Below are 22461 nucleotides of genomic sequence, written 5' to 3' on the forward strand. Positions count from 1 at the left end.
ATGCGCGAAAAGAGCGCCTTGAGATCATATTTGAAAACAATTTCGGCTGTGTGCGCAGGCGTAATTTTGACGGATCTTTTTTGAATTTTCCAACGATGTCCAAATCGGTCAAGCTGTATCCTTATCAGAAGAATGCCGTGACAAGAATTATTTTTACGCCAAATACCTTGCTGGCGCATGATGTCGGAGCGGGGAAAACCTATGTCATGATCGCCGCCGGTCAGGAAATGAAACGAATGGGTCTTTCTGCAAAGAATATGTACGTTGTACCGAATAATATCGTCGGGCAGTGGAAGAACATCTTTTCGGTAATGTACCCGAATGCAAAGCTCCTTTGCGTAGCGCCGAAAAATTTTACACCGAACAAGCGTGAGAAAGTGCTTGAGCGTATCCGGGATGAAGAATTTGACGGCATTATCATTGCGTATAGCTGCTTCGAGCAGATTCCCCTGTCCAAAGATTATTACATGGAAGAGCTGAAAGAGAAAAAGAAACTTGTGACGGAGCTTGCAGAGCAGGAAGGCAAAGCAACTTCAAAACTGAAAAAGAAAAAAGAAGCGCTCGAAAAAGCACTGTCCGAGATGGCGGCGGCTATGGATGATATGTATGACACCGTTTATTTTGACGAGCTTGGAATCACGCGCCTTTTCGTTGACGAGGCGCATAATTTCAAGAATGTCCCCTTTGAAACCAAGGCCAACAAGGTTCTCGGCATCAGCGGAAGCGGCTCAAAGAGATGTCAGGATATGATGGACAAGGTCCATATGGTGCAAAAGAAGAACGATGGCAAGGGCGTTGTGCTTGCTACCGGCACGCCGATCACCAACTCGATTACCGACGCATATATCATGCAGCAGTATTTACAGAGCGGGGAGCTTGCCATGCTGGATTTGCAGAGCTTTGACGCGTGGATCGGAATGTTTGCGGAACGCAGCACCGAGTTTGAAATTGATGTTGACACCAGCAGTTACCGGTTGGCGACACGCTTTGCAAAATTTCACAACCTACCGGAGCTGACCTCACTACTTTCCTCCATTGCGGATTTTCATCAGGTGGACGCATCTGCCGGTATTCCGGTGCATGACGGATATAACGACGCACTTATTGCAAAAACGCCCGCTTTTGCGGCATATCTCGATGATATTTCACAAAGAGCCGACGATGTACGAGGTGGCATGGTCAGTCGAAGGGTCGACAATATGCTGAAAATCACAACGGACGGCAGAAAGGCGGCGCTCGACCTGCGGCTGGTTGATCCAAATGCGGAATTTACCTATCAGTCCAAGGTGGCGCGATGTGCGGAAAATGCGGCAGATATTTATTTTAAGAATGTACAAAGCAAAGCGACGCAGTTGATTTTTTGCGATACTTCCACACCCAAGGCCGGGTTTAACATTTATGACGAATTGAAGACCGCACTCATGAACCTCGGCATCCCGGAGGTACAGATCGCCTATATTCATGATGCCGAAACCGAACTGAAAAGAGCGCAGTTGTTCATGAAGGTGCGGAGCGGCGACATCCGGATTTTGATCGGCTCGACCTTCAAGCTCGGTTTGGGGGTAAATATTCAGGACAGGCTGATCGCGCTTCATCACATTGATGTTCCGTGGCGGCCTGCGGATATGACGCAGCGGGAAGGCCGTATTCTTCGTCAGGGAAACACCAACGTGCAGGTGTATATTTACAGATACATCACCGAAGGGAGCTTCGACGCATATTCTTGGCAGCTTCTTGAAACAAAGCAGCGGTTTATCTCCGACCTGCTTTCCGGCTCACTGACAGCTCGCAGCGGTGCAGACATTGAGGACACGGTGCTGGATTATGCAGAGGTCAAGGCACTGGCGGTCGGAAATCCGCTGGTAAAGCAGCGGGTCGAAGCGGCCAACGAGCTGACGAGGTATCTTACGCTGCAACGCAAGCTCGTAGATTCCCGGATACGGATGGAAAAAGAGCTTCTGGAGCTTCCGGGAAGGCTGGCGCATCAACGAACGCTGATTATCCAATGCGAGGAAGATCTTTCTTATTATCAGGCTTGGAAAGCGGCGAACCCTTTAGCTGCGGATAACCGTCTGAAGAAGGAGGAAGCAGAAAAGCGCAAAGCCCTTCGTGAAGATATTACCTCAGCAATCAAAAGTCATGTGCTTGAGGCAAGAGAGAAAACACTAATGACTTACAGAGGCTTTGCTATTGTGCTTCCTGCCAATATGACACAGGAAAAGCCGTATGTTTGGCTCTCCCGCCGGGGCAAATATTATGTCGAGCTGGGCGACACCGAGATTGGCAATCTTATGCGCATCGATCATGCTCTTGATATGCTGGACGGCCATCTCGAAACGCTGAAAACCGGCTTGTCAAAGCTGACCGAAAAAGAAGCCGAGCTGAAGGCGGAGCTTGCAAAGGAGGAAAGCTACAGCGAGCAAATAGAAAAATACAGTGCCGAGGTTGAAAAGCTCGATAAAAAGCTTGGGGTAAACAAAAAATGAGTGACGTGAAATTAACCAATATTCCTTGTCTGAATGTCGGCAGGGTGATAGAAAAATTGGCTCAGGCGTACAGTGCAGTAATAAAAAACCGGCTTCCCATCAAAACAATGCCCTCCGTTATGCTCTGGGGGCCGCCCGGTGTCGGTAAGTCACAGGCGATACGGCAGATTGCAAGGGATATTGAGGCAAGCACGGGAAAAACCGTGAAGGTAACGGATGTTCGTTTGCTCTTGTTCAATCCCATTGACTTACGCGGAATCCCAACCTCCAATGCGGATAAGACGCTTGCTGTTTGGCTGAAGCCGCAAATCTTTCAAATGGACCCGGACGAGGATATTGTCAATATCCTCTTTCTGGATGAGATATCTGCCGCACCGCAATCGGTTCAGGCAGCGGCGTATCAGATAACCCTTGACCGCGTTGTCGGAGAGCACAGGCTGCCCGATAACTGCATTGTTATTGCAGCGGGCAACCGTACCACAGATAAGTCTGTGGCATACAGGATGCCGAAGGCACTTGCAAACAGACTCCTGCATATCGAAATTGAAGGGAGCTTTCATTCGTGGAAGCAATGGGCGATTGCATACGGGATAAATGCCAAGGTCATCGGTTTTCTCTCCTTCCGGCAGAATTATCTGATGGGCTTTGATCCCGGAAGCGATGATCTTGCGTTCCCGACACCGCGTGCGTGGGAAATGGTGAGCAACCTATTGAACGCGGTCAATGACGATATCGATGCGATGTATGCGCTGATCGCCGGTATTGTGGGAGCCGGCGTTGCTGTTGAATTCAGAACATGGGCGAAGGTATATAAGGACTTGCCGTCAATTGAAGATATTTTTGACGGAAAAATGCCATCCATGCCCGCGAATACGGATGCAATGTACGCCCTGACGGCATCCATGACAGCTTATGCGCGAAGCCACAAGGACGACATGGGAAGAATTGCAAATTCGATCCGATATGCAGATAAAATGCCACCGGATTTTGGGGCGGTGTTGATGAAGGACTACATGTACATTGAGGAGGGATACAAAGAACGGCTGATGCTGATACCGGAGTTTACAAAATGGCTCCAAAGGAAAGGGAGTTTCATGAATGGTTCCGTTAGATGAAAAGGAAAAAGGATATAGGAAGCGCCTTTTACTGTCGCGGCTGCGCATCCTGTGCAACAACGGCTTTTATGGCCTGCTTCTGATGCACATGATCTATTCAATCGACGAGAAATGTGAAACGGCCGCGACGGACGGCCATCGAATTATCTTTGGACCCAAATTTCTGGACGAGCTCAGCGACGCGGAGCTGGACTTTGTGATGATGCATGAGATTCTCCATGTTGTTTTACAGCACTGCTTGAGGCAAGGAGACAGAGATAGCGAGCAGTTTAACATAGCCTGTGACATCGTAGTCAACTCAAATATACTCCTGTCTGAAAACATGAATTTGAAAGCCATAACCTTGAAGAAATACGGCGAGTCCATGCATCTTGCTCCGGATGGCAAAGAGGGATATGAATACACGGCAGAGCAGGTATATGAAATGCTGCCGCCATCGCCTGCAAACGGGAAGCCAAAGCCCGCATTGACTGGCACTTTGGGCGAAGATGGCAGTGATGATGAAAAGGACGGTGATGCAAAAGGCAGCGCGTTAGGACGCGCAAAACAAACGCAAGGCAAAAGCAAAAGCACCAAGGCAATATGGGACGATCATACCCGCTGGGGAATGGAAGAAGAGGATGATACGCTGCGTGACGTTTGGAGAAAGCGGATTGAAGATGCTTGTGAGGCTATTTCAACAAGAGATCCATCTAACCAAAGAGGACTCCTGCCATTGTTTGCCGAGCGACTTCTTAAGGAATTGAAAAAGCCGCAGACGGATTGGCGGACGGTGCTGAATGATTTTGTTCAGCAGGAAATCGTCGATTACTCCTTTATGCCACCGGACAGAAGGCTTGACGAAAGTCCGTTCTTTCTTCCGGATTTCAATGATAAGGATGATTTGGTCGAAGATATTCTCTTTATGATAGATACTTCTGCTTCAATGTCAGACGGTATGATAACGGCGGCGTATTCCGAGGTAAAGGGCGCGATCGATCAGTTTGACGGCAAGCTCAAGGGCTGGCTCGGCTTTTTTGACGCGGCGATCATTGCACCGAAGCCCTTTACAAATGAGGCGGAATTAAAAATCATCAAGCCCGCCGGTGGTGGCGGAACGGATTTTCAGATTATATTTGAATATGTCCGGAAACATATGCAGGACAAATTACCTGCCTGTATTATCATTCTAACGGATGGCTTTGCGCCGTATCCAAAGGAAAAGCTTGCAGCGGGTATTCCCGTTCTGTGGTTGTTAAATAATGACGTGGTTACCCCGCCTTGGGGGAAGATCGCAAGGATAAAGGAATAATGTGCCTTATTGAGTGCGCAGGGAGCGTTATGATCATATTGTTAAGGCAAAAATAGAGCGGATGATTTATCGTGTGCGGTTGATTATGCACCAAATTCGGCACATTGCTTTTGGTATCATCTCGTTGCAAAGGAAAGAATCCGGAGGTGCGCAGGATGCAATTCTATAAATTTGAAGGCATTACAGATGCCGAAAAGTGGTCAGAGGAAAATGACAGCCGCAGAATAATGCGCGAGAAGGTACGAAAAATCTCGATGAAAACGAATGACTTCAATCAGCTTCAGCAGCACAGGGCATATCTGTTTGTAAACAATGCTTCGGAGAGTACGGTAACTGTCGGCGCTATCGTGAAGAACTGTTCCAATATAATTGATTTGATCTCCGAATATCTCCGAACAATTGAAATAGAGCTAAAAGAAACCTGTCTTGATGAAATAACCTTTAGCTCTCTCCGTAATATGATTAGCTGCGCCAGCAGAAACGATTATATTCGCGATGACGATGAAGTCCTTGAACAGTTTGATCTGGACAAGCTTGACGGCAGATATAGCAGAGGAATTACATACGGAGAGAGAATTCTTGATGCTTGCGATAAAGAATCTATATACGAAGATGCCGGGCGATTTCTTGCAAAGGACACTTTTATCCCTGAACTGAATCGCATTTATGCAGGAGGTGCGAAACAGAATGCCATCGGTCATCCCGTCCATTATATGATTCAGACAGATGACCGCGAGACACGAAAAGGGATGTGCCGGATCCTTCTGCAAGCGTTATATGCCAATAACAGGCTGCATAGTAAACGCTATTGTTTTCTGGATTTCAGCCCCGGCGAAAGCTTTTCGTGCATGATTTATGATTGCTTATATAAAAGCGCCGTTGGTGGAGCGGTTGTTGTCAGGTACTTGGCGAACGATGACACGGAGGACGACTATGCGGACTGTGGCAGAGACACGATCGAAATCCTTTGCGAGGTTATGAAAAAATATCGCCATCAGGTTCTTACGGTGTTTTGCCTTCCGCGTGAATGTACCGCATCGAAAGATATTTTTTATGAGAATCTCGGCAATACAAGCATTGTTGAACTCAAGGAGCAGTTTGTTTCCGGAGAATGTGCAAAAGCGTTTCTGAAAGGCCTGGCAAAAGATCGCAAAATCCGAACAGATAAAAAGCTGTTTGAAAGGCTTGAGGATGAAAAAGGCTATCTGGCACCCGATCTTCACAACATATTTGACGATTGGTATAACAATAAACTCAAGACCGTTGTATATCCGCAGTATAGAGATGTTGCTACAGCCAAACGCGAGGTAATAAAAGCAGCGCCCAAAGGCTCGGCTTATGACGAATTAAGCCGCATGATCGGTCTTGACGAAGCAAAGAAAATGATCAATCAGGCACTGAACTATCATAAAGCCCAGAAGCTCTTTGCGGAGAAGGGAATGAAAAACGATCACCCTTCCATGCATATGATTTTCACCGGCAATCCGGGAACGGCAAAAACTACCGTTGCAAGACTTTTCGCAAGAATCATGAAGGAGAACAACCTTCTCTCGAAAGGAAATCTAATCGAGGTCGGACGCGGCGATCTGGTGGGTAAATATGTCGGATGGACAGCACCAACGATTCAGAAAAAATTCAAAGAGGCACAAGGAAGTGTGCTGTTTATTGACGAAGCCTATTCTCTTGTTGATGACAGAGACGGTTCTTTCGGTGACGAGGCAATTAATACCATTGTCCAGGAGATGGAGAATCATCGCAACGATGTTGTTGTTATCTTTGCGGGCTATCCGGACAAGATGGAGAGCTTCCTTCAAAAGAATCCCGGACTCAGATCCAGAATTGCTTATCATGTTCCATTCAGTGATTATGACACGGAATCGCTCTGTGAAATAGCAAAGCTTATTGCAAAGCAAAAGGGTCTGAAATTTACAAAAGAGGCATTTGAAAAACTCTACGGTCTGTTTGACACCGCAAGAACCGAAAGTGATTTCGGCAACGGCCGCTATGTCAGAAATGTAATCGAAAAAGCAAAAATGGCGCAGGCAACCCGATTGCTGACAATGGATTTTGATTCTGTCGGAAGCGAAGATATTACGACAATTGCATCTGGGGATATTGAACTCCCAAAGGCAAGTACAAAACCAAAAACAAAACAGATTGGCTTCTGCGCGTAATACTGCGTGCGAATAATGACGCATTATGCGTCTGCTTTGAGGGAGAAAGGGGGACACAGTGTTTGATTCTAAAAAAATTGACAATTGAACAATTCGGAAAAATCGAACATTTTGATGTCCTATTCCATGAACAGATTGCTGCAATTACCGTTCCTGATGCAGACGGTATTGCGAAAGCAATTGGGCTGGCTACGAACAACAAAAGCCTGATAGACTGTACGGAGGCATTTACGCTTTCGGTGAATACACGAATCATACTCAAACTTGAAATTGCCGGCCATCCGTACTCAATTACCGCAAGAGGGCAGCCTCATCGCAAGGAATGTGCTTATGAAGCAACCGACTGTAGAAACAATACTGCTGCCGACGTGTCTTTACTTTTCAGAGATATACAGCTATGCGAGGAGGAAGAAAGCCTTATCTATTATCGGTACGATCCGAAGAATGCATTTTCAAAACGGCTTCTTCATTACAAGGATTCGGAAAAATATTATGCTTTCGGGGATTTTCAAAAGAAAACGAATGGTTCGGGATTGACGCAGACCTTTCGGATTTATCTCAAGGAGTTTATCCAAAAATACGAACCCTGTGATTCCTTTGCGGATTTGTATAAAATCGGGATCCGCTCGGACGGCAGCTTTATCTGGCACTGCGCCGATGCGCCAGGCTCTATGACTGATCTGAATGAGCGGGATAAAAAGCTTTTTGATTATGCTTGCTTTATTGATGTCAATAAGTTCTGGAGCGGATTTGAAGACATTCGCGATATAAACCATGAAAAATGGCCAATGCTCATTGATGCCGGAAACATGAATGAGTATCCCGACTTTCATAGGCTGTTTGCGAAATCAAAAAGTCTGGGGAAGCAGCTGGTAATCATGAATAGGCAAAAAGGAAAAGATGCGAAAGTTTGAACGATGGAGTTATCAAAGCACTCATCGTACCGACGGGCGCTTTTAATATGCAAGAAAAAGTCGAAAACAGAAAGAAGGCCGCAAATGGAAACGACAAAGAAATGTTCTCTGATTGCAAAAATGCTTGAGCGCAAAACCCTTCCGCAGTTACCCGATGAATTTGATAAAGAATACGTGGTGGATGTTGACACGATGACGGATCGGTCATTTTCTCTTTTAAGACGTTCCGGCTATGTGATACTTCACCGGCCGTATTTTGCAATGTGCGGTTCAACACACAAAAAATATACCTTGAATCCCCACACAAAGCAGGGCGTTGATGCCGCGGAAGCGGGTCGCGCAGCGATTTCTTTCTGCGAATTTCTTGAATTGTTTGAAAATACGGATGAAAGCAGGAAAAACTGCTGAAATGGCAGCGATAATGCACCTTCTCTGGTACATTGCTCATGTTAAAATAAGCGCACAGGAAATGATGAGAGAGAGGCGCGTATTATGATTATTAGGCTCAAAGAGTGGATTTCCAAACCGGATCATGACGGAAACGGACGGTTGAACGCTTGGATGGAAGACGGTGAAGTTAATTTCCCTATTCCGATTGAAACACATAATGTGTTTCCTGAAGACGTTAGAATGAACGAGACGCAGGATTTCGAGCTTATTCTGGAGTGCGCAGGCAAGCCTGAAGTATACGAAGATGAAGACGCATACAACAATGCTGCGCGACATTCCATGGCACCGGAATCGGTGATTCCGGCAGGTGTGTTCTCTGTATCTGGAGATGCTGATTCTGAGCAGAGCGCTTACATTATTCTGAACGGAAAGGTCGTTAAAACTTATGAGGATTCCGCCCAGTTCGGATTTGACGAAGCGGATATTCTTTATACGCTTTCCTGCCTCGGAAACGAATATGATGCTGTACTGCACTCTGAATTTTCAGACGATGTGCAAATGAAAGAAGGCAATATCGTTTCCTGCGTTTATCTGGTTCAGGGCTGGCCGAAGCAGAAAGACAGTGGCGACGAATAGGGGGGCTTATATGAGAAAAGGTATCTTTTGGTGTGCAAATTTTGATACGGAATGTCCGGAGCTTATTACGGTTTCGGCTGCCTGCGATAAAAACGGCGATTCAAAGGAGCTGGTGCGGTTCAGCTCAAAATCCGGCAATAATTTCAACCACAGGCCGGAATGGGAACGTCTTGACAGAAGCATTACGGCGGGGCGACCATTTAACTATTATCCCCGCGGGCGTGTTGAAATTAAAAATGGCAAAGCCACCGTCTTTCTCAATCCCGCAATCAATAAAGAATGTATCGTTTACAGGATCATGGATGCGTTTGAATTGATGACCGGAGAACTGAACTGCATCAACATAAAAAGCGACGGCTCCAGTCATTATCGTTTTACCTGCGAAAGCGCGGAACGGGAAAGTTGATTAAGCTACATAGGAGAAGTTCAAAATGCCTGAGAATTATACAGACAAGACAGTCAATATCAAGGTGATCGGCGTTGGCGGTGCTGGGAACAATGTCGTTGATCGAATGATTTCTGGCGGCATCGGCGGAGCCGAGTTTGTCGTTGTGAATACGGACCGGCAGGCTCTGAAGAAATCCAAGTGTGAAAACAAGCTGCAAATTGGCGAGAAGCTGACCGGCGGCATGGGCGCAGATGCCGACCTGGAAATCGGCAAGCAATCTGCCGAGGAGAGCAGAGTCGCTATCGCCAAGGTGCTGGAGGGCGCGGACATGGCCGTTATCATCGCAGGCATGGGCGGAGGCACCGGCACCGGCGCAGCGCCCATCATCACAGACCTAGCCCACGAGGCCGGCCTCCTGACCGTCGGCATTGTGACGAAGCCCTTCCGGTTCGAGGGTGCAAACCGCAGGAAGCGGGCCGAGGATGGCATCAGCGCACTGTCCGATAAGGTCGATTCGCTCATTATCATCCCGAACGACCGCCTGAAATACGTCACCGACCAGAAGACCACCATTGCCAACACATTCGGTATCGCGGCCGATGTCCTGAAGCAGGCGGTGTCGGCCATATACGGCTGCACAACGCTTCAGAAAACAAGTAGCGATGAGCGTGGTATGCCGGACGCAAAAAATTAAAAAACGAGGGACGCACAATGAATTTAAAAAAACTGATGAAAATGCTGGAAGCCGAAACGGACAAGGAAAAGGCTGCTGAAGTACTCCGAAAAATCGATTCCTTAATAATTAGAAAAGGCGTTCTCAGAATGGGCCCATTCGGTTATCTGCACCCGCTTGAGCTTGAATCTCATATCTGCAAGAGAGATGCATTTAAAGATTATTTTGATTGCGATACATGGGGTTATAAATGGGGTTATCCTGTACGAAAAGACTGCATCTATATCCAACCTGACTATGCCGGAATTGAAATCGTGCTGTCCATGAACGAGCAATATGTCGTTTCCTGCCTCATAAAAAACGCTTATATAGGGCTGTTTGGAAACGGCATAAACGCTCCGAATGCGGATCAGAAGCAAATCGGAGATTTTTTCAAGAGGGATGGCTATCCACGCACTCAGTGTAGCTATTGCTGTTTTTTTATAGAATAAAGTTATAAACTGCCGAATACGCTTAGAAGAAAGGGAACACCTATGAGAAAAATGACCAGTATCATCCAGCTTCTTTATTTTTCGGATCTACTTCCGGATAAATATCCCGATGATTCTGCCAACCTGTTTGCTGCACTTGAAAAGCATCATGTTGCTTATGGCTTTATAAAAGGTGCGAAGGATATTCGGATACGGGATTTCATGCCGATACAAATACGTGGCCGTTTCAAGCGGGATAATGTGTTGTTTCGGTACGAACCGTCTTATTTAAAAAATCACCGCGATCTGCAAACGGATTTTTTGCAGGACATTGATACAAATTGGCAGTTGGTCAACGGTTGGCGTCCGCCCCGTGATTTTGATAAATCGGAGATAAACCTCGATGGCGGTAATATATTGATCTCACGAGGCACACGTGGCGAAAAAGTAGTAATCATCAGCGATCGTATTTTTTCGGAAAATCCCCAATACGGAAAAGCCGAATTAGTACGGGAGCTTGCCTCAGTGATAGATCACCGGGGCTGTGAGATGATAATTATAATTCCTTCACTTGAAAGTGACATCACCGGTCATGCTGACAATATGGTTCGCTTTTTGGACGGTCAGACAGTTTTATGTAATGAAGCTTTCTTGTCGGGAAGTTTTAATCAGCAATTACAAACAATATTGCAATATCACGGTTTGGATGTGTTGGAATTTCCATCCGCATCGACTGATGGCCAAAGGAGCTATTTGAACTATCTTGAAACCGATGAAGCGGTGTTTTTGCCCGTATTCGGTATAGAAGCAGATGCAAGAGCCGTGGCCGCCGCCGAAAAGCTGTTTTCAAAGCCGGTTGAGCCGGTAATGATCCCGAACATTGCCACTGACGGGAGCGGCTTGCATAGCATAAGTTGGGGTATGTCCTATTGACAATAAAATAGAGTAAGGGCTGAAAAAATGATTTACTTAAAAAGGTTTTCATTTCCATCACTGTCTGAGGAATGCGATTTTTTACATCCCGGTGACAGCCTTGGGGCGGATCGGCGTCCTCTCTTTCATACCGGCTCTTTTTATCCATTCAATGTTCTTCCGGAGGTTAGCCTTAATAAGATAGAATTTGATAGCATCACGATTCTTTACGGCGAAAACGGGTGCGGAAAAACCACGGCACTGAATATCATTGCCGAAAAGCTGCGCCTGAAACGTGACTCTCTTTTTAATTCCGGCCGTTTTCTCAACGACTACTTAGATATGTGCAAGTATAACGAGGATGATTTTCGAGAATATGCGCAGTTTTTTAATCATAACAGCAGAATTATAACCAGTGATGATGTCTTTAAATATTCAATGAAAAAACGAGAGTTTAATAAGCAGCTATTCAGCAAAACAAAAGATGTAAACGAAGAATATTGGGAGATAAGAGCAGGCAGTCCAAATCTGCAATCCTTGGAAGATTATGATAGGTGGCACACCCGGTATGAGGCGCTGAAAAGCAAATCTGCCTTTTTGAAAAAAAGATTGGAACGTGAGGAAGAGGAAAACTCCAACGGAGAAACGGCGATGCTGTACTTTATAGAACGAATGGAAAACGAAGGACTTTATCTGCTTGATGAACCGGAAAACAGTTTATCACTTGAAAATCAGATGAAGCTTGCAGACTATATCAATTCCTCTACTCGATTCTTCAATTATCAATTCATTATTGCAACGCACTCGCCAATATTTTTATCGATACCACATGCAAAAATTTACAATCTTGATGATAACTCGGTGGTTGTTGATTCTTGGACGCAGCTAAAAAGTGTTCGCTTGATGTTTGATTTATTCATGAAGCACAAAAAGGAATTTGAATAACCGCTATTTTGTTATTAAGCGTGCGGCATAATGGAGCAAAAAACGAAAGGAGAAATGCAATATGCTCTACTTTTCGTCACTACTAAAAACGAACCCGAAGTATTCCTTGGCAGCGAAAAATCTGTTTTCCGCATTATCCGACAGCGGAGAAGAATTTACTCTTTTTGACGGAGCAAAGGATATCTGGGCAAGGGATTATATGCCGGTCGAAACCCGAAGCGGTCAATCTATCTCGTTTCGTTATGAGCCGGGCTATCTTGCAGATGATCCGCAATTAAGGACAGATTTCAAAGCCTATATTGCGCCGCATTTTGCTCTGCCGGTTACATATTCCGACATCAATCTTGACGGCGGAAATGTCGTGTTTTCGCCGTCAAGGGCAAAAGCCGTTATCACCGACAGGGTGTTTTCCGAAAATCCGGAATATGATAAAAACAGTCTTTTATCAGAGCTTGAAAAATTGCTTGAAGCAGAGATCGCTATTATTCCGTCGCTGAAAAGCGATATGACCGGTCATGCAGACGGCGTGGTGCGCTTCGTGAACGAAAACACGGTGATCGGCAATACCTCGCCTTATAAAAACGGTTACGAGCAAAAGGTGAAAAGAGCATTGGAAAAATGCGGTATTTCGGTTCTGGATTTTCCGTATTTTGATTCCAAAGGGATAAGCGCTGTTGGAAGCTACCTGAACTTTCTTGAAACCGAAAAGCGCATTTTTCTGCCTGTTTTCGGCGATGCACAGGATGAAACGGCGGTAAAACGTGCAGAGGAAGTTTTCGATAAGAAAATAATTCCCGTGAATATCAACGGGATAGCCGAAGAAGGCGGCGGATTGAATTGCATCAGTTGGGAGAAGAATTGAACCCGGAGGAAAAGAAAGAGAGAATCAGACGAATATTGACTGCAAGGCGCAGACTCTACAATGCAGGAGTGGAGCTTTTAGAGTGTGACCATGTCTATGCCGAAGGTATTAAGGCTGAGCTTGAAAGGCATACCTTTGCAGATTGTATGGTGCCGTTTGAGGGAGACTCGGCAGAGAAAAAGCAAATTGATGAAACCGATGTTCGCTTCTATCTTGAAATGCGAATGCGCATATATGTAAGAGAAGAAAACATCATGTTCGATGCGGAAAACGGTCTTTGCAAAATTCGTCTTAATGATGTGCTGACAGCAAATATCCCGATAAAGAGCGGTACTGCGGTTCGAAGTATAGAAATTTAAACGTTTCTACTTTGTCCTGTCAAGAAATGCGTAAAAAAATATAGCTGTATCAGCTTTAAGTAGTATAATTGATTGAAAGAGAGGTTTTTTTATTGATTGGTGCAATAATCGGAGATATTGCAGGATCGCGCTTTGAGTGGTTTAATCAAAGATCAAAAGATTTTGAGTTGCTCTCGCCCAAGTGCTTTTTTACCGATGATTCTGTAATATCATTGGCTATATGCGATGCGCTTATGAAATGCACTGAGAATTTCAGTGATCTGAGTGATCAAGCTGTTTCGTCCATGCAGGAAGTCGGACGCCATTATCGACACTGCGGTTATGGTGGTTCATTCTTCCGTTGGATGTATTCCAATAACCCAAAGCCCTATAACAGTTACGGCAATGGTGCTGCAATGAGAGTCAGCGGATGCGGACACGTCGGAACAAGCATCAATGAGGTCAAACAGCTTTCAAGATCTGTTACCGAAGTGACCCATAACCATCCGGAGGGTCTGAAAGGGGCTGAAGCTACCGCTACAGCTGTATTTCTTGCCCGGACGGGGAAAAGCATAAATGAAATAAAGAACTACATTGTAAAAAACTATTATTCGCTTGATTTCACTATTGACGACATCCGCGAAACCTACAAATACAACGAGACCTGTCAGGATACAGTCCCACAGGCATTGGAGGCTTTTTTCGAATCTACCGACTTTGAAGATGCCATAAGAAATGCTATATCCATCGGCGGAGACAGCGATACGCTCGCCGCAATTACCGGTTCTGTTGCCGAGGCATACTATGGCGTACCGACAAGCATAAGGAAGCGTGCCATTACCTTCTTGGATGAGCGTCTACTTGAAATTCTTCTGGAATTTGAAAGCCGATATCCGGCAAAAATTGAGGACAAATAAACCACCAGTATAGATGCCCGCCCACCGATTCATGGAATTAAGGAAGGCAGAATGGCATGATTGAGTGTTAATCAAAAAAAGCACAGCCACCGAAACACGTTGTGATTCGGTGGCTGTGCTGATTTTATGAGAATGATAGTTATTCCGCTGCGCGGACAAGCTCTTTCCAGACTTTAACCATAGCGTAGGTGTCGAGCTCACAATACTTTAGCAGATTGTGTCGGGCTGTCTTTTGTTCCTCCGGCTTCATGAACTGTATTTTTGGGAAAATCGTCATCGCCTCGCCGCCGTTATGTACCCCCTCCAGATTGTGGTAGTCTAATTCGGGATCGTCTGGGAAAATGGCGGGCAGCACGCTCTTGATGGAAAAGGAGCCGCTCATTGCCCGATTATAGTAATAGCCCGATTGAAACGGAACGAGCAGGTCAACGATGTTATCTCGTATGTTGAGCAGATGCTCCGCCAAATCCGGGAAGGTTTCCGCCAATTCCTTCAGCCGGGTACATTCAAAGGCCTTGTTGTACGCCGTAACGCAGACATTCATGGGAATGTCTGTGCATAGTTGCTCGGCAAGCTTTCTCCTCGGATCCGTTCCGGATTCGGCAAGAAATTCCGTGTGCTTCAGTTTGCCGCCCTCGGCTTCGATGTAGTGCAGCGAATATTGAAACGGAATTTGCGCGTAGGGCTTGGTTCCGATATATTTCGGAATGACAGGCTGCATGGTTTCAAAATCGAGAAAGTAGAGCGGGTAAGAAAGCGCGGAAAGAAAATCGCGGATATTGTCTTTTTCAATATAGGTTCCCTTATCCTGCAAGGCAAACTCCATCTGGCGAAGCTGCGTTTTATTGGTGATTTCAGAGCTGTTCATCAGCTCCGGATACGTGACAAGCCCTTTTTTATAAAATGCGATCTTTTTGCTGAACCACATTCTGTACAGGTCAAATACCGACTGCTCAGGGATATGCCTGGAGCAATACTTCCAGAATCCGCAGAGATACGGATTTTTGCAGCCGATGGACAGATCAATATCCGGCTCGTCGGGGGAGTTGAGCAGCCGCTCGGCAACAGACAGATTGCCGGCGATGTTCTTTTCTTCCGCTGCAACGGCCTCTGCGATATCGGAGATTGTGAATAAGCGGTCGATATCCAGAGTGCCGTCAAAGATATAGTCGCCGTTCAGGCAGATAAGGTATGTTCCGCTGAGCTTCACGCCGCAGTTTTCCAGCACGTATTTCTGATAGGCAACATCCGCAATATACACCGGCTTGTCATCCGTGGAGTTTTCGTGCTTGGTAGAGCTTTTGACCTCATAAATGGCCCAGCCGTCCGCCTCCTTTTTGAGAATATCCACAGCGCAATAGAGGCCGTTGTATTCAAACGAAGCCTCGCAGATGACCGGCGTGCCTTTTTGCATTTCTGCTTTGGTGGTTTCAATCATTTTGGAAAGATCGAGCTTATCGTTTTTATATGCCGTCACTTCGACATAGTCGCCGAAAAGCCCCATTGCCAGATCGCCGACCTCGTTGCCGGCTTCCATACGCGAAAGAACGCTCCTGTCAAGTGTCAGCTCCTCGGGCTTGTATTTTTTCATCCATGCAATTTTGGGGCATTGCCAGAGTCCGCAGTACTTTGACTTCGATAAGTAAACCATGGAAATGACCTCCTCTTTTTCTGTGAGAGAAGAATATCAAGGATTTTTCTTTTTTATCTCTTCTTCGATATGCGCCCAGTATTCTTTAATACCCGGAACAAAAAATTTTTTGAAGTCCTCCGCCGAGATCATATCGCTTTTGGCATTGTTGCAAATCACGCAGGCAAATTCGCAGTTGTCGGCGCAGTAATCTCCGTCGGGGTCCTTGCGCTCAATTTGCAATTCCCCGCTGAAAGATCGCTTTTTAGAGGAAATGACACATTTATCTTTTTCATCTTTAGCAAAAGCAGCCCTTACTGTATCTTCATCAACTTCGCAATAGCAGCATTTCCTTATTCCGTCTTCAGGCGTTTTATCGCACCACCAGGCAAAGAAAGCTTCAAAGTCATCACCAAAAACATCTACGGGGTGTTCCTTTTCCTTTTGGCTATTTCTTTTGGTGTTAAAACGCTCGTAGATTGCTTGGATACAATCCTTTGCATTTTTAACAGATTCATGGTCGGCATAGTAGCCTTGTACCGTGCCCTTGCCGCTGATAAGGCCGAGTTCTTTCAGTATTTCTCTTTCTTTCGGTTCCTTTTTCACAGAAAACCTCGCCAGAAATTCCAAATCTTCATCTGTAAATTGCGCGTCGGGATATTTTTTCTTTAGATATTTCTCGACCAGTTCTTTTGTTTTTTTTAATTCGTCCATGTGTCTCTATCCTTTCCTAATTGTTTTGCATATTATACCATAATCCAAAGCCGCTTGCATCATCGAATGCAGACTTTCATCACCTTTATTCTAATCCTCGGTACGTACCGTTTTTGGTGCATATATTGCGGTATTATCATGGAGAAGCAAATCGAAAAGGAGAGAATGCGTGTGATATATGCGGTATCGGACCTGCACGGATGCTATGACAAGTATATGAAGCTTCTGGAACGCTTGCATCTGACCTCCGACGATTCCTTGTACATTCTCGGAGATATCGTGGATCGAGGCAGCGGGGGAATGAAGATTTTATTGGATCTCATCGACAGAAAAAATGTGTTTTCCTGTCGGGGCAATCACGATCATTGTGCGCAGATTCTGCTCAGGAACTTTGCGCTTCCCAACGATGGCTGTTTTGCGGACGGACTTGAAGAAGCATTCAGACTGTGGCTCTCCGACGGCGGAAGCACGACATACGAGGAGTTCCTGAGCTTGGACGAGAGCAAACAGCATGCGGTGCTGAGATATCTTGGCTCGCTTCTGGTATATAAAAAGCTAACAGTAGGAGGCCAGAAGTTTTTCCTTGCACATACGGTTCCGGAAAAGTCAAAAATGCTCAATATTGATAGCTGTCGAATTTCAGATTTCATTATGGGTGAGCCGGAGTATGAAAAAATGTATTTTGAAGATGCGGTTATTGTAACAGGACATACGCCTACCGGGTTTATTGATCCGGATTACACAGGGCGGATATGGAAGGGGAACAATCATATTGCGATAGACTGCGGAGCCGTATTTGGCAATCCCCTCGGATATATTTGTCTTGATACGATGGAAGAAATATATGTGGAGTGAAACAGATGAACATATTAAGATTTGTCAATTCTAAGGATATCAGAGAACACCTTCGGAATATCGGTTATGAATTTAATTCTCTTGAGGCTGCATGGCTGATTTATCAGTTCCGTGATGCGACGATTGACGAAAAGCATAAAGCGTGGAATGAGCTGATTGCAACCATGCCGGATTGCCCAATAGAGAAGCGTCTGAATACCGTTGCGCAGGACAGCCTGCATGCGTTTCTGAGGCAGTATATGGAGCTTGAAAATAAGTATCTTAATGAGTTTTACGATGAGAAACATGCGGATACTTTTGATTATAATAAGCCGTTTGTTTACAAATTCAAATACATTTACAGAGACGGCACGGAATACGAGTGGGATACGGTATTTTCCTGCTTCGATGCTTTGTATGAAAGCATCATGGAACCCGAAGATGATGCTATCTCCATTCAATGCACCAAAATGCAGATAGACAGATTGAACTCGCAGCAAATTGCGTATCTCACCCCATCCTTTAAATTTCTGCATCTTGATCCCGGACATATCGACAGTGATAAGGAAAGCAACTTGTTTAGGGGCGTTTTTGACGGCCTGTGGTTTGAATTTCCGACACCGTTTCAGAAAGGTGATATTGTATGGGACCCGGCGCAACCAGAGGGCATCTGCGCCGGCCCGTTTGTGACAACAGGGGTTTGCCTTGACGGTATCGAAGATGACAGGGTAAAAGAGAACCTAAGAAAAAACGGCGATTCTTCCGATATGTGTGCCGGAGGATTCTTTCTGAATGAGGACGGCAGCATTTACGGAGAGTGTATGTCGAACTATATGAATCTTGAATTCTATGATAGGGAGTTGACCAGTTCAAAAAGAACGCTGATTGCACTCAGTAATTTTCTGAAGGATGAAATAGATCTGGTACTTTTCGCCCGCGCTTATCATCAGATCATCACTGCCGGCTATGCAGAGAACAGTATTCCGCTCGATTATATGAAGTCCGGCATGATTCTGGCGGGCTTATCCAAACCGGATCACATAAAATTATGGCTGGATGATGTCAGAGAAGCGCCGGAAGGATACTGTCACTGTCACAGTGTGAATGAAGCAAAGGAAAAGATAATGGAGTGTGAAAAGGAATTCATCGTTATTGATGAGATTGACTGCGATCATGATTTGGGCGCGTATGCTTCCGATGGCGGAGACGGAATCAAACTGATCGACTGGCTCGCCGAAAGAAAAACCGATTATCCTGTCAGGCTGCATACCATGAACCCTGTCGGACTCGAGAATATGCGGCGGGAAATTGACAGGTATTGGAATAAGACCAAATGAAAGGAACAGAGCGGAAATCATGTTTTTCTTTATCGCGGACGCGCACTTCGGGCACAGTGCGATTATTGATTTATGCCGTCGGCCTTTCAAATGCGTCGAAGAAATGGACGGCTATATGATGGAACGGTGGAACGAAAAGGTATCTCGCAATGATACCGTATATGTTGTTGGCGACCTGTTTTATAAGCATAAAGATCCCGACAACGTCCTAAAGCAACTGAACGGCAAGAAAAGGCTCATTGTCGGAAACCATGACGGCGGATGGCTAAAGAGGCTGGACGCTTCACGCTATTTTCTTTCGGTTGACCATCTCGCAGAGATTTCTGACGGCAAACACAAGCTCGTACTTTGTCATTACCCGTTGATGTGTTGGAAGCATGAACTGAAAAGTTATATGATTCACGGACACATCCACAATAACACAAACCAGCCCTACTGGCCGGTTATCAAAAACAATCCGCGTATACTGAATGCAGGTGCAGATATTAACGGTTTTGAGCCTGTGTCTTTTGATAAAATGCTTGCAAACAACGAATGCTTCAAGGCGGATGCTGACGCAAGGTTATATAATATAAAGGAGACGCAGGAATGAGGACGAAATATACCGACTTACATTATGGGCAGGTACCGACCTTATATCAGGCGCTTAAAAATGAAGTATGGAAAAGCGGAACGGCCGCAATTTTTTCGCTGCCTAAATGCTTTGCATATGATGTTGACAGCGACGATTATATGATTCAGGTGCTTGTGACCGCCGGTTATCTGGAAAGAATATCGTGCTTGGTTTATAAAGGCAGTGACGGAGCGTATAAAAAACTGCCTGCTGAAAAATACAAAAAAGGCATTTTTGAGAGCTGCGCGGAATTTCCTCAGGAAATTTACGAAAGAGTACAGACATACGGAGTTTCGGCAGCCGAAGCAGAACGGATTCATAAAATGGTTTGGCAGATAGCGGATTTGGTATGCCCGATGATAGCGTGCATGAGCGAACAGGCTTTTGTCAGTGAATATGTCTATGCCATAGACTATGTGATAAGGCACAGGTATGATCTGCCCAAGCCGGATATAGATAGCTTGTTTCCGAGGAACTATCCGGATTATAATTACTGGGAGGGGTTACTCGTTGACAAGGTCAATGAATATATTGAATTATAGGAATATATAGAAACCTATCCAAACAAGGTAACAGAATTGCTTATGGTTAGCAATCTAAATTGAAATTATTCATATTTATTGGCGTATATAGTTATTTTATGCTGTAATAGCTTGATATACTCCTCATAATAGACAATCAACGGTGTCGGATAGATGTCGGCAAGCTCATCAGTCAGATCTGCTACTTGTTCTTCTGTCACTTTACAAAAGCGTTCCATTGTCTGCATATAACTTGGTCGCAGATTATCGGCATCCATATTCAAGTGGGCTGCTGCACTTTGCAAGCACAATTCAGCATCGCCTTCAAATGGGTACTGAGAAAAGTGCTGAAGCATTCTCCGCAGTTGTTCTGTCCCTGCGTTGCTGTTATATAGGCATAGCTTGATTATGAAATCCGTTACATCGAACGCTTCGTCCCAATCGTAGGCGAATACGCCCTTGGTTGGCGAGTATGCAAACTGCGGCGTGTCTGCGATCCGGCAGAACATTGCATACAGAGCCATACTGCCCAAATACTGCTGACGCAGTGTCGGGGACTTTTTTGTCCTGTCATAATCGACCGCAGAAAAATCCTCTACCCATTCAGTTCCAACAACAAATGGGTGCATCGGAAACAATCTGCGGTTTTCACCGCTTGTACTCATAATGTAGGCTTTCGGCGCATAGACACCGCATAGTCCGGCAAGCCGACTGCACATAAAGGTGTTGCAGGCGGACTGTATGTTTTCGTGCTTGACAAGAAGCCTTGGATACCCCACCCTTTTCGGTGTAGCAATATACTTGCATACGACGCCGAAGCCTTCGTGGTTCAAGGTCTTATAGTCATAATTGACTGTGTTGAGAATGTAGTCACCCATATCGTCCTCCGCTGCTTTGGGCAGTTTATTGGTGATTTTATATCTAAAATAGCCGCATTGTGCGACCACGGAATTTGTGCAGACACCATCTGCACAAATTGCTTTCCGTTTTCCTATTTCAAAAATCTGTTTTCATACTCCTGATGGTGCAGGCAATAACCCTGAGCAATCAGTGCATCCGTTTTCAGCGCAACAAGATTTGTGTCCGAGTGCATTGCACTGGCAATCTGTTGTATATCATAGCCGTAACGGATATATTCGAGGATTTCCTCGTCGCCCAAGGACACCTGAGAAGCGAACACATTCGCTTCATATTCCATTCGGCTCTCTTGCATATTGAAGATATTGAACTCTTTGAAGCCGCCCGCTTTCACAGCTTCCTTTCGGTGCAGAACATCGTGCCCGATCTCGTGGAGCATAACGATGCTTTCCATCACCGGATGCAGATCGTTTTTTATGAAGATAAATCGGTTGCGCATCAGAACCTTATAGGCTCCACGCTGCCGTTTGAAATCCACGGGGACGACTTCGATGCCAAGCTCACGGGCGATCCCGTGCGGATCTCTCGTGGCGAGCGTATCGACCAGCCTATTTGCCGTCTGTACGATCTCCAAAGTCTGAATATCCAAGAGCGAACACCCCCTTCTGCCTGTTTTGGCAATTCTATTCTAACATAAGCGGTGTCCCATTAAACGGACACAATGAAATCAGTCCTTGCGGTATTTCTTGGGCGTGAACTTCTTATTCTTCTCTTTGGCGATCCAATACGCATCCTGCAAAGCCTTCATCATCACATCCAAATCTTCATCGGCAATATTACCGCCGGCAAAAAGACCGCTGACTTCGTCTACCAACGCTTGCGCCTGCTTTGCGCCCTTCGCACCGTACTTCTCTGCGGCGGAAAGGAGAAACTCCTCGTCCTCATTCAGAAAGTAGTTTTCTTCGGTATGAAACAGCTCTGCCAGTTTGTGATAGATGTCTCGCTTTCTCGGATAGCACTCGCCGGATTCATAGTTGGTGATTGTTCTGAGGGAAACCCCAAGAGCCTTCGCCAGTTCCTCCTGCTTCAAGCCCGCCTTTGTGCGGGCTTCTCTTAATTTCTCGCAAAACCGCATGGTACCGTCCTCCGTAGTATTCAAAATGTGTTAGAAATTAAATTGCCATTACCTGTTGACAAACGCAAATAAAATGCGTATAATGGAAACACGCAATTCGGCTGCGTATTTATCTTACTCGAACTTGCGCGTTTTGTCAAGAGGTTTCGGAAAGATACTGCAATTTTTTAGGTGCCGAATATACACAATCGTGATTAGTATGCCCGTTCATACGGAAAAGGAGCAGCAATGGGAAGAAACAATACAAAAGCAGTAAAGAACATCACAAATTATGCGAGCAGTTTGGCTTGGTGCAGGACGGCATATTC

At 45.5% G+C, this 22461-nt stretch carries 24 protein-coding genes; 19 read left to right on the forward strand and 5 right to left on the reverse strand.

Translation table 11 applies throughout. The features are described 5' to 3' along the window. The 15 genes from WMO66_RS09710 to WMO66_RS09780 form a co-directional block, all read left to right on the forward strand. The coding region (locus WMO66_RS09710; RefSeq protein ID WP_349136234.1) for a helicase-like domain-containing protein at positions 1-2486 on the forward strand (2486 nt) is incomplete at its 5' end. After that, a complete protein-coding gene (locus WMO66_RS09715) occupies positions 2483-3601 on the forward strand; it encodes an ATP-binding protein (protein WP_349136235.1) in 1119 nt (372 codons plus the stop codon). The genes WMO66_RS09710 and WMO66_RS09715, both read left to right, overlap by 4 nt. Further along, positions 3585-4892 carry a vWA domain-containing protein gene (locus tag WMO66_RS09720; protein WP_349136236.1) on the forward strand — a complete coding sequence of 436 codons (1308 nt, stop codon included), beginning with the start codon at positions 3585-3587 and terminating at the stop codon, positions 4890-4892. The genes WMO66_RS09715 and WMO66_RS09720 overlap by 17 nt, the downstream gene beginning before the upstream one ends. 155 nt (positions 4893-5047) lie before the next feature. Further along, on the forward strand, positions 5048-7066 hold the full coding sequence (locus WMO66_RS09725) for an AAA family ATPase (protein ID WP_349136238.1): 2019 nt from the start codon (positions 5048-5050) through the stop codon (positions 7064-7066). Positions 7067-7128: 62 nt separating this feature from the next. Then, positions 7129-7980 (forward strand): hypothetical protein, encoded by an 852-nt coding sequence (locus WMO66_RS09730; protein WP_349136240.1) that lies wholly within the window; start codon positions 7129-7131, stop codon positions 7978-7980. Between the two features lie 84 nt (positions 7981-8064). Next, complete coding sequence (locus tag WMO66_RS09735) at positions 8065-8388, forward strand: hypothetical protein (RefSeq protein ID WP_349136241.1); 324 nt, start codon at positions 8065-8067, stop codon at positions 8386-8388. Positions 8389-8472: 84 nt separating this feature from the next. Further along, positions 8473-9006, forward strand: a complete 534-nt coding sequence (locus WMO66_RS09740) for a hypothetical protein (protein ID WP_349136242.1) — start codon at positions 8473-8475, stop codon at positions 9004-9006. Positions 9007-9016: 10 nt separating this feature from the next. After that, a complete protein-coding gene (locus WMO66_RS09745) occupies positions 9017-9412 on the forward strand; it encodes a hypothetical protein (RefSeq protein ID WP_349136244.1) in 396 nt (131 codons plus the stop codon). A gap of 25 nt (positions 9413-9437) precedes the next feature. Next, positions 9438-10088 carry a cell division protein FtsZ gene (locus WMO66_RS09750; protein ID WP_349136245.1) on the forward strand — a complete coding sequence of 217 codons (651 nt, stop codon included), beginning with the start codon at positions 9438-9440 and terminating at the stop codon, positions 10086-10088. Positions 10089-10105: 17 nt separating this feature from the next. Then, complete coding sequence (locus WMO66_RS09755) at positions 10106-10558, forward strand: hypothetical protein (RefSeq protein WP_349136246.1); 453 nt, start codon at positions 10106-10108, stop codon at positions 10556-10558. A gap of 42 nt (positions 10559-10600) precedes the next feature. After that, entirely contained in the window at positions 10601-11470 is an 870-nt protein-coding gene (locus tag WMO66_RS09760) for an agmatine deiminase family protein (protein WP_349136247.1), read from the forward strand. A 27-nt stretch (positions 11471-11497) separates the two neighbouring features. Further along, on the forward strand, positions 11498-12394 hold the full coding sequence (locus tag WMO66_RS09765; RefSeq protein WP_349136248.1) for an AAA family ATPase: 897 nt from the start codon (positions 11498-11500) through the stop codon (positions 12392-12394). 61 nt (positions 12395-12455) lie between these two features. Continuing rightward, positions 12456-13256 (forward strand): agmatine deiminase family protein, encoded by an 801-nt coding sequence (locus WMO66_RS09770; RefSeq protein ID WP_349136249.1) that lies wholly within the window; start codon positions 12456-12458, stop codon positions 13254-13256. After that, on the forward strand, positions 13253-13615 hold the full coding sequence (locus tag WMO66_RS09775) for a hypothetical protein (protein ID WP_349136251.1): 363 nt from the start codon (positions 13253-13255) through the stop codon (positions 13613-13615). The genes WMO66_RS09770 and WMO66_RS09775 overlap by 4 nt, the downstream gene beginning before the upstream one ends. Positions 13616-13683: 68 nt before the next feature. Then, complete coding sequence (locus WMO66_RS09780) at positions 13684-14511, forward strand: ADP-ribosylglycohydrolase family protein (RefSeq protein WP_349136253.1); 828 nt, start codon at positions 13684-13686, stop codon at positions 14509-14511. A gap of 139 nt (positions 14512-14650) precedes the next feature. On the opposite strand, the gene WMO66_RS09785 is transcribed toward WMO66_RS09780, so the two are convergent. Continuing rightward, positions 14651-16162 (reverse strand): DUF2779 domain-containing protein, encoded by a 1512-nt coding sequence (locus tag WMO66_RS09785; RefSeq protein WP_349136254.1) that lies wholly within the window; start codon positions 16160-16162, stop codon positions 14651-14653. Between the two features lie 36 nt (positions 16163-16198). Further along, the gene (locus WMO66_RS09790) at positions 16199-16855 is read right to left on the reverse strand and encodes a hypothetical protein (protein ID WP_349136256.1); all 657 of its coding nucleotides are present in this window, start codon (positions 16853-16855) and stop codon (positions 16199-16201) included. A gap of 138 nt (positions 16856-16993) precedes the next feature. On the opposite strand from WMO66_RS09790, the gene WMO66_RS09795 reads away from it, so the two are divergent. From WMO66_RS09795 to WMO66_RS09810, 4 genes are read left to right on the forward strand one after another with little or no spacing between them, the layout of a single operon-like run. Then, positions 16994-17710: a metallophosphoesterase gene (locus tag WMO66_RS09795; RefSeq protein WP_349136257.1), complete on the forward strand. Its 717-nt coding sequence runs from the start codon at positions 16994-16996 to the stop codon at positions 17708-17710. A 5-nt stretch (positions 17711-17715) separates the two neighbouring features. Beyond that, complete coding sequence (locus WMO66_RS09800) at positions 17716-19026, forward strand: cyclic-phosphate processing receiver domain-containing protein (RefSeq protein WP_349136259.1); 1311 nt, start codon at positions 17716-17718, stop codon at positions 19024-19026. Positions 19027-19045: 19 nt separating this feature from the next. Beyond that, complete coding sequence (locus WMO66_RS09805; RefSeq protein WP_349136260.1) at positions 19046-19618, forward strand: metallophosphoesterase; 573 nt, start codon at positions 19046-19048, stop codon at positions 19616-19618. Continuing rightward, positions 19615-20181, forward strand: a complete 567-nt coding sequence (locus WMO66_RS09810) for a hypothetical protein (RefSeq protein ID WP_349136261.1) — start codon at positions 19615-19617, stop codon at positions 20179-20181. Before WMO66_RS09805 ends, WMO66_RS09810 begins: the two co-directional genes overlap by 4 nt. Positions 20182-20246: 65 nt before the next feature. On the opposite strand, the gene WMO66_RS09815 is transcribed toward WMO66_RS09810, so the two are convergent. The 3 genes from WMO66_RS09815 to WMO66_RS09825 form a co-directional block, all read right to left on the reverse strand. Then, on the reverse strand, positions 20247-21038 hold the full coding sequence (locus WMO66_RS09815) for a hypothetical protein (RefSeq protein WP_349136262.1): 792 nt from the start codon (positions 21036-21038) through the stop codon (positions 20247-20249). A 113-nt stretch (positions 21039-21151) separates the two neighbouring features. After that, entirely contained in the window at positions 21152-21667 is a 516-nt protein-coding gene (locus WMO66_RS09820; RefSeq protein WP_349136264.1) for an ImmA/IrrE family metallo-endopeptidase, read from the reverse strand. A gap of 78 nt (positions 21668-21745) precedes the next feature. After that, the gene (locus WMO66_RS09825) at positions 21746-22153 is read right to left on the reverse strand and encodes a helix-turn-helix transcriptional regulator (protein WP_349136265.1); all 408 of its coding nucleotides are present in this window, start codon (positions 22151-22153) and stop codon (positions 21746-21748) included. Positions 22154-22461 lie beyond the last annotated feature (308 nt).

Origin of the sequence: Faecousia intestinalis (assembly GCF_040096185.1) — a bacterium.
GTDB lineage: Bacteria > Bacillota > Clostridia > Oscillospirales > Oscillospiraceae > JAZOXB01.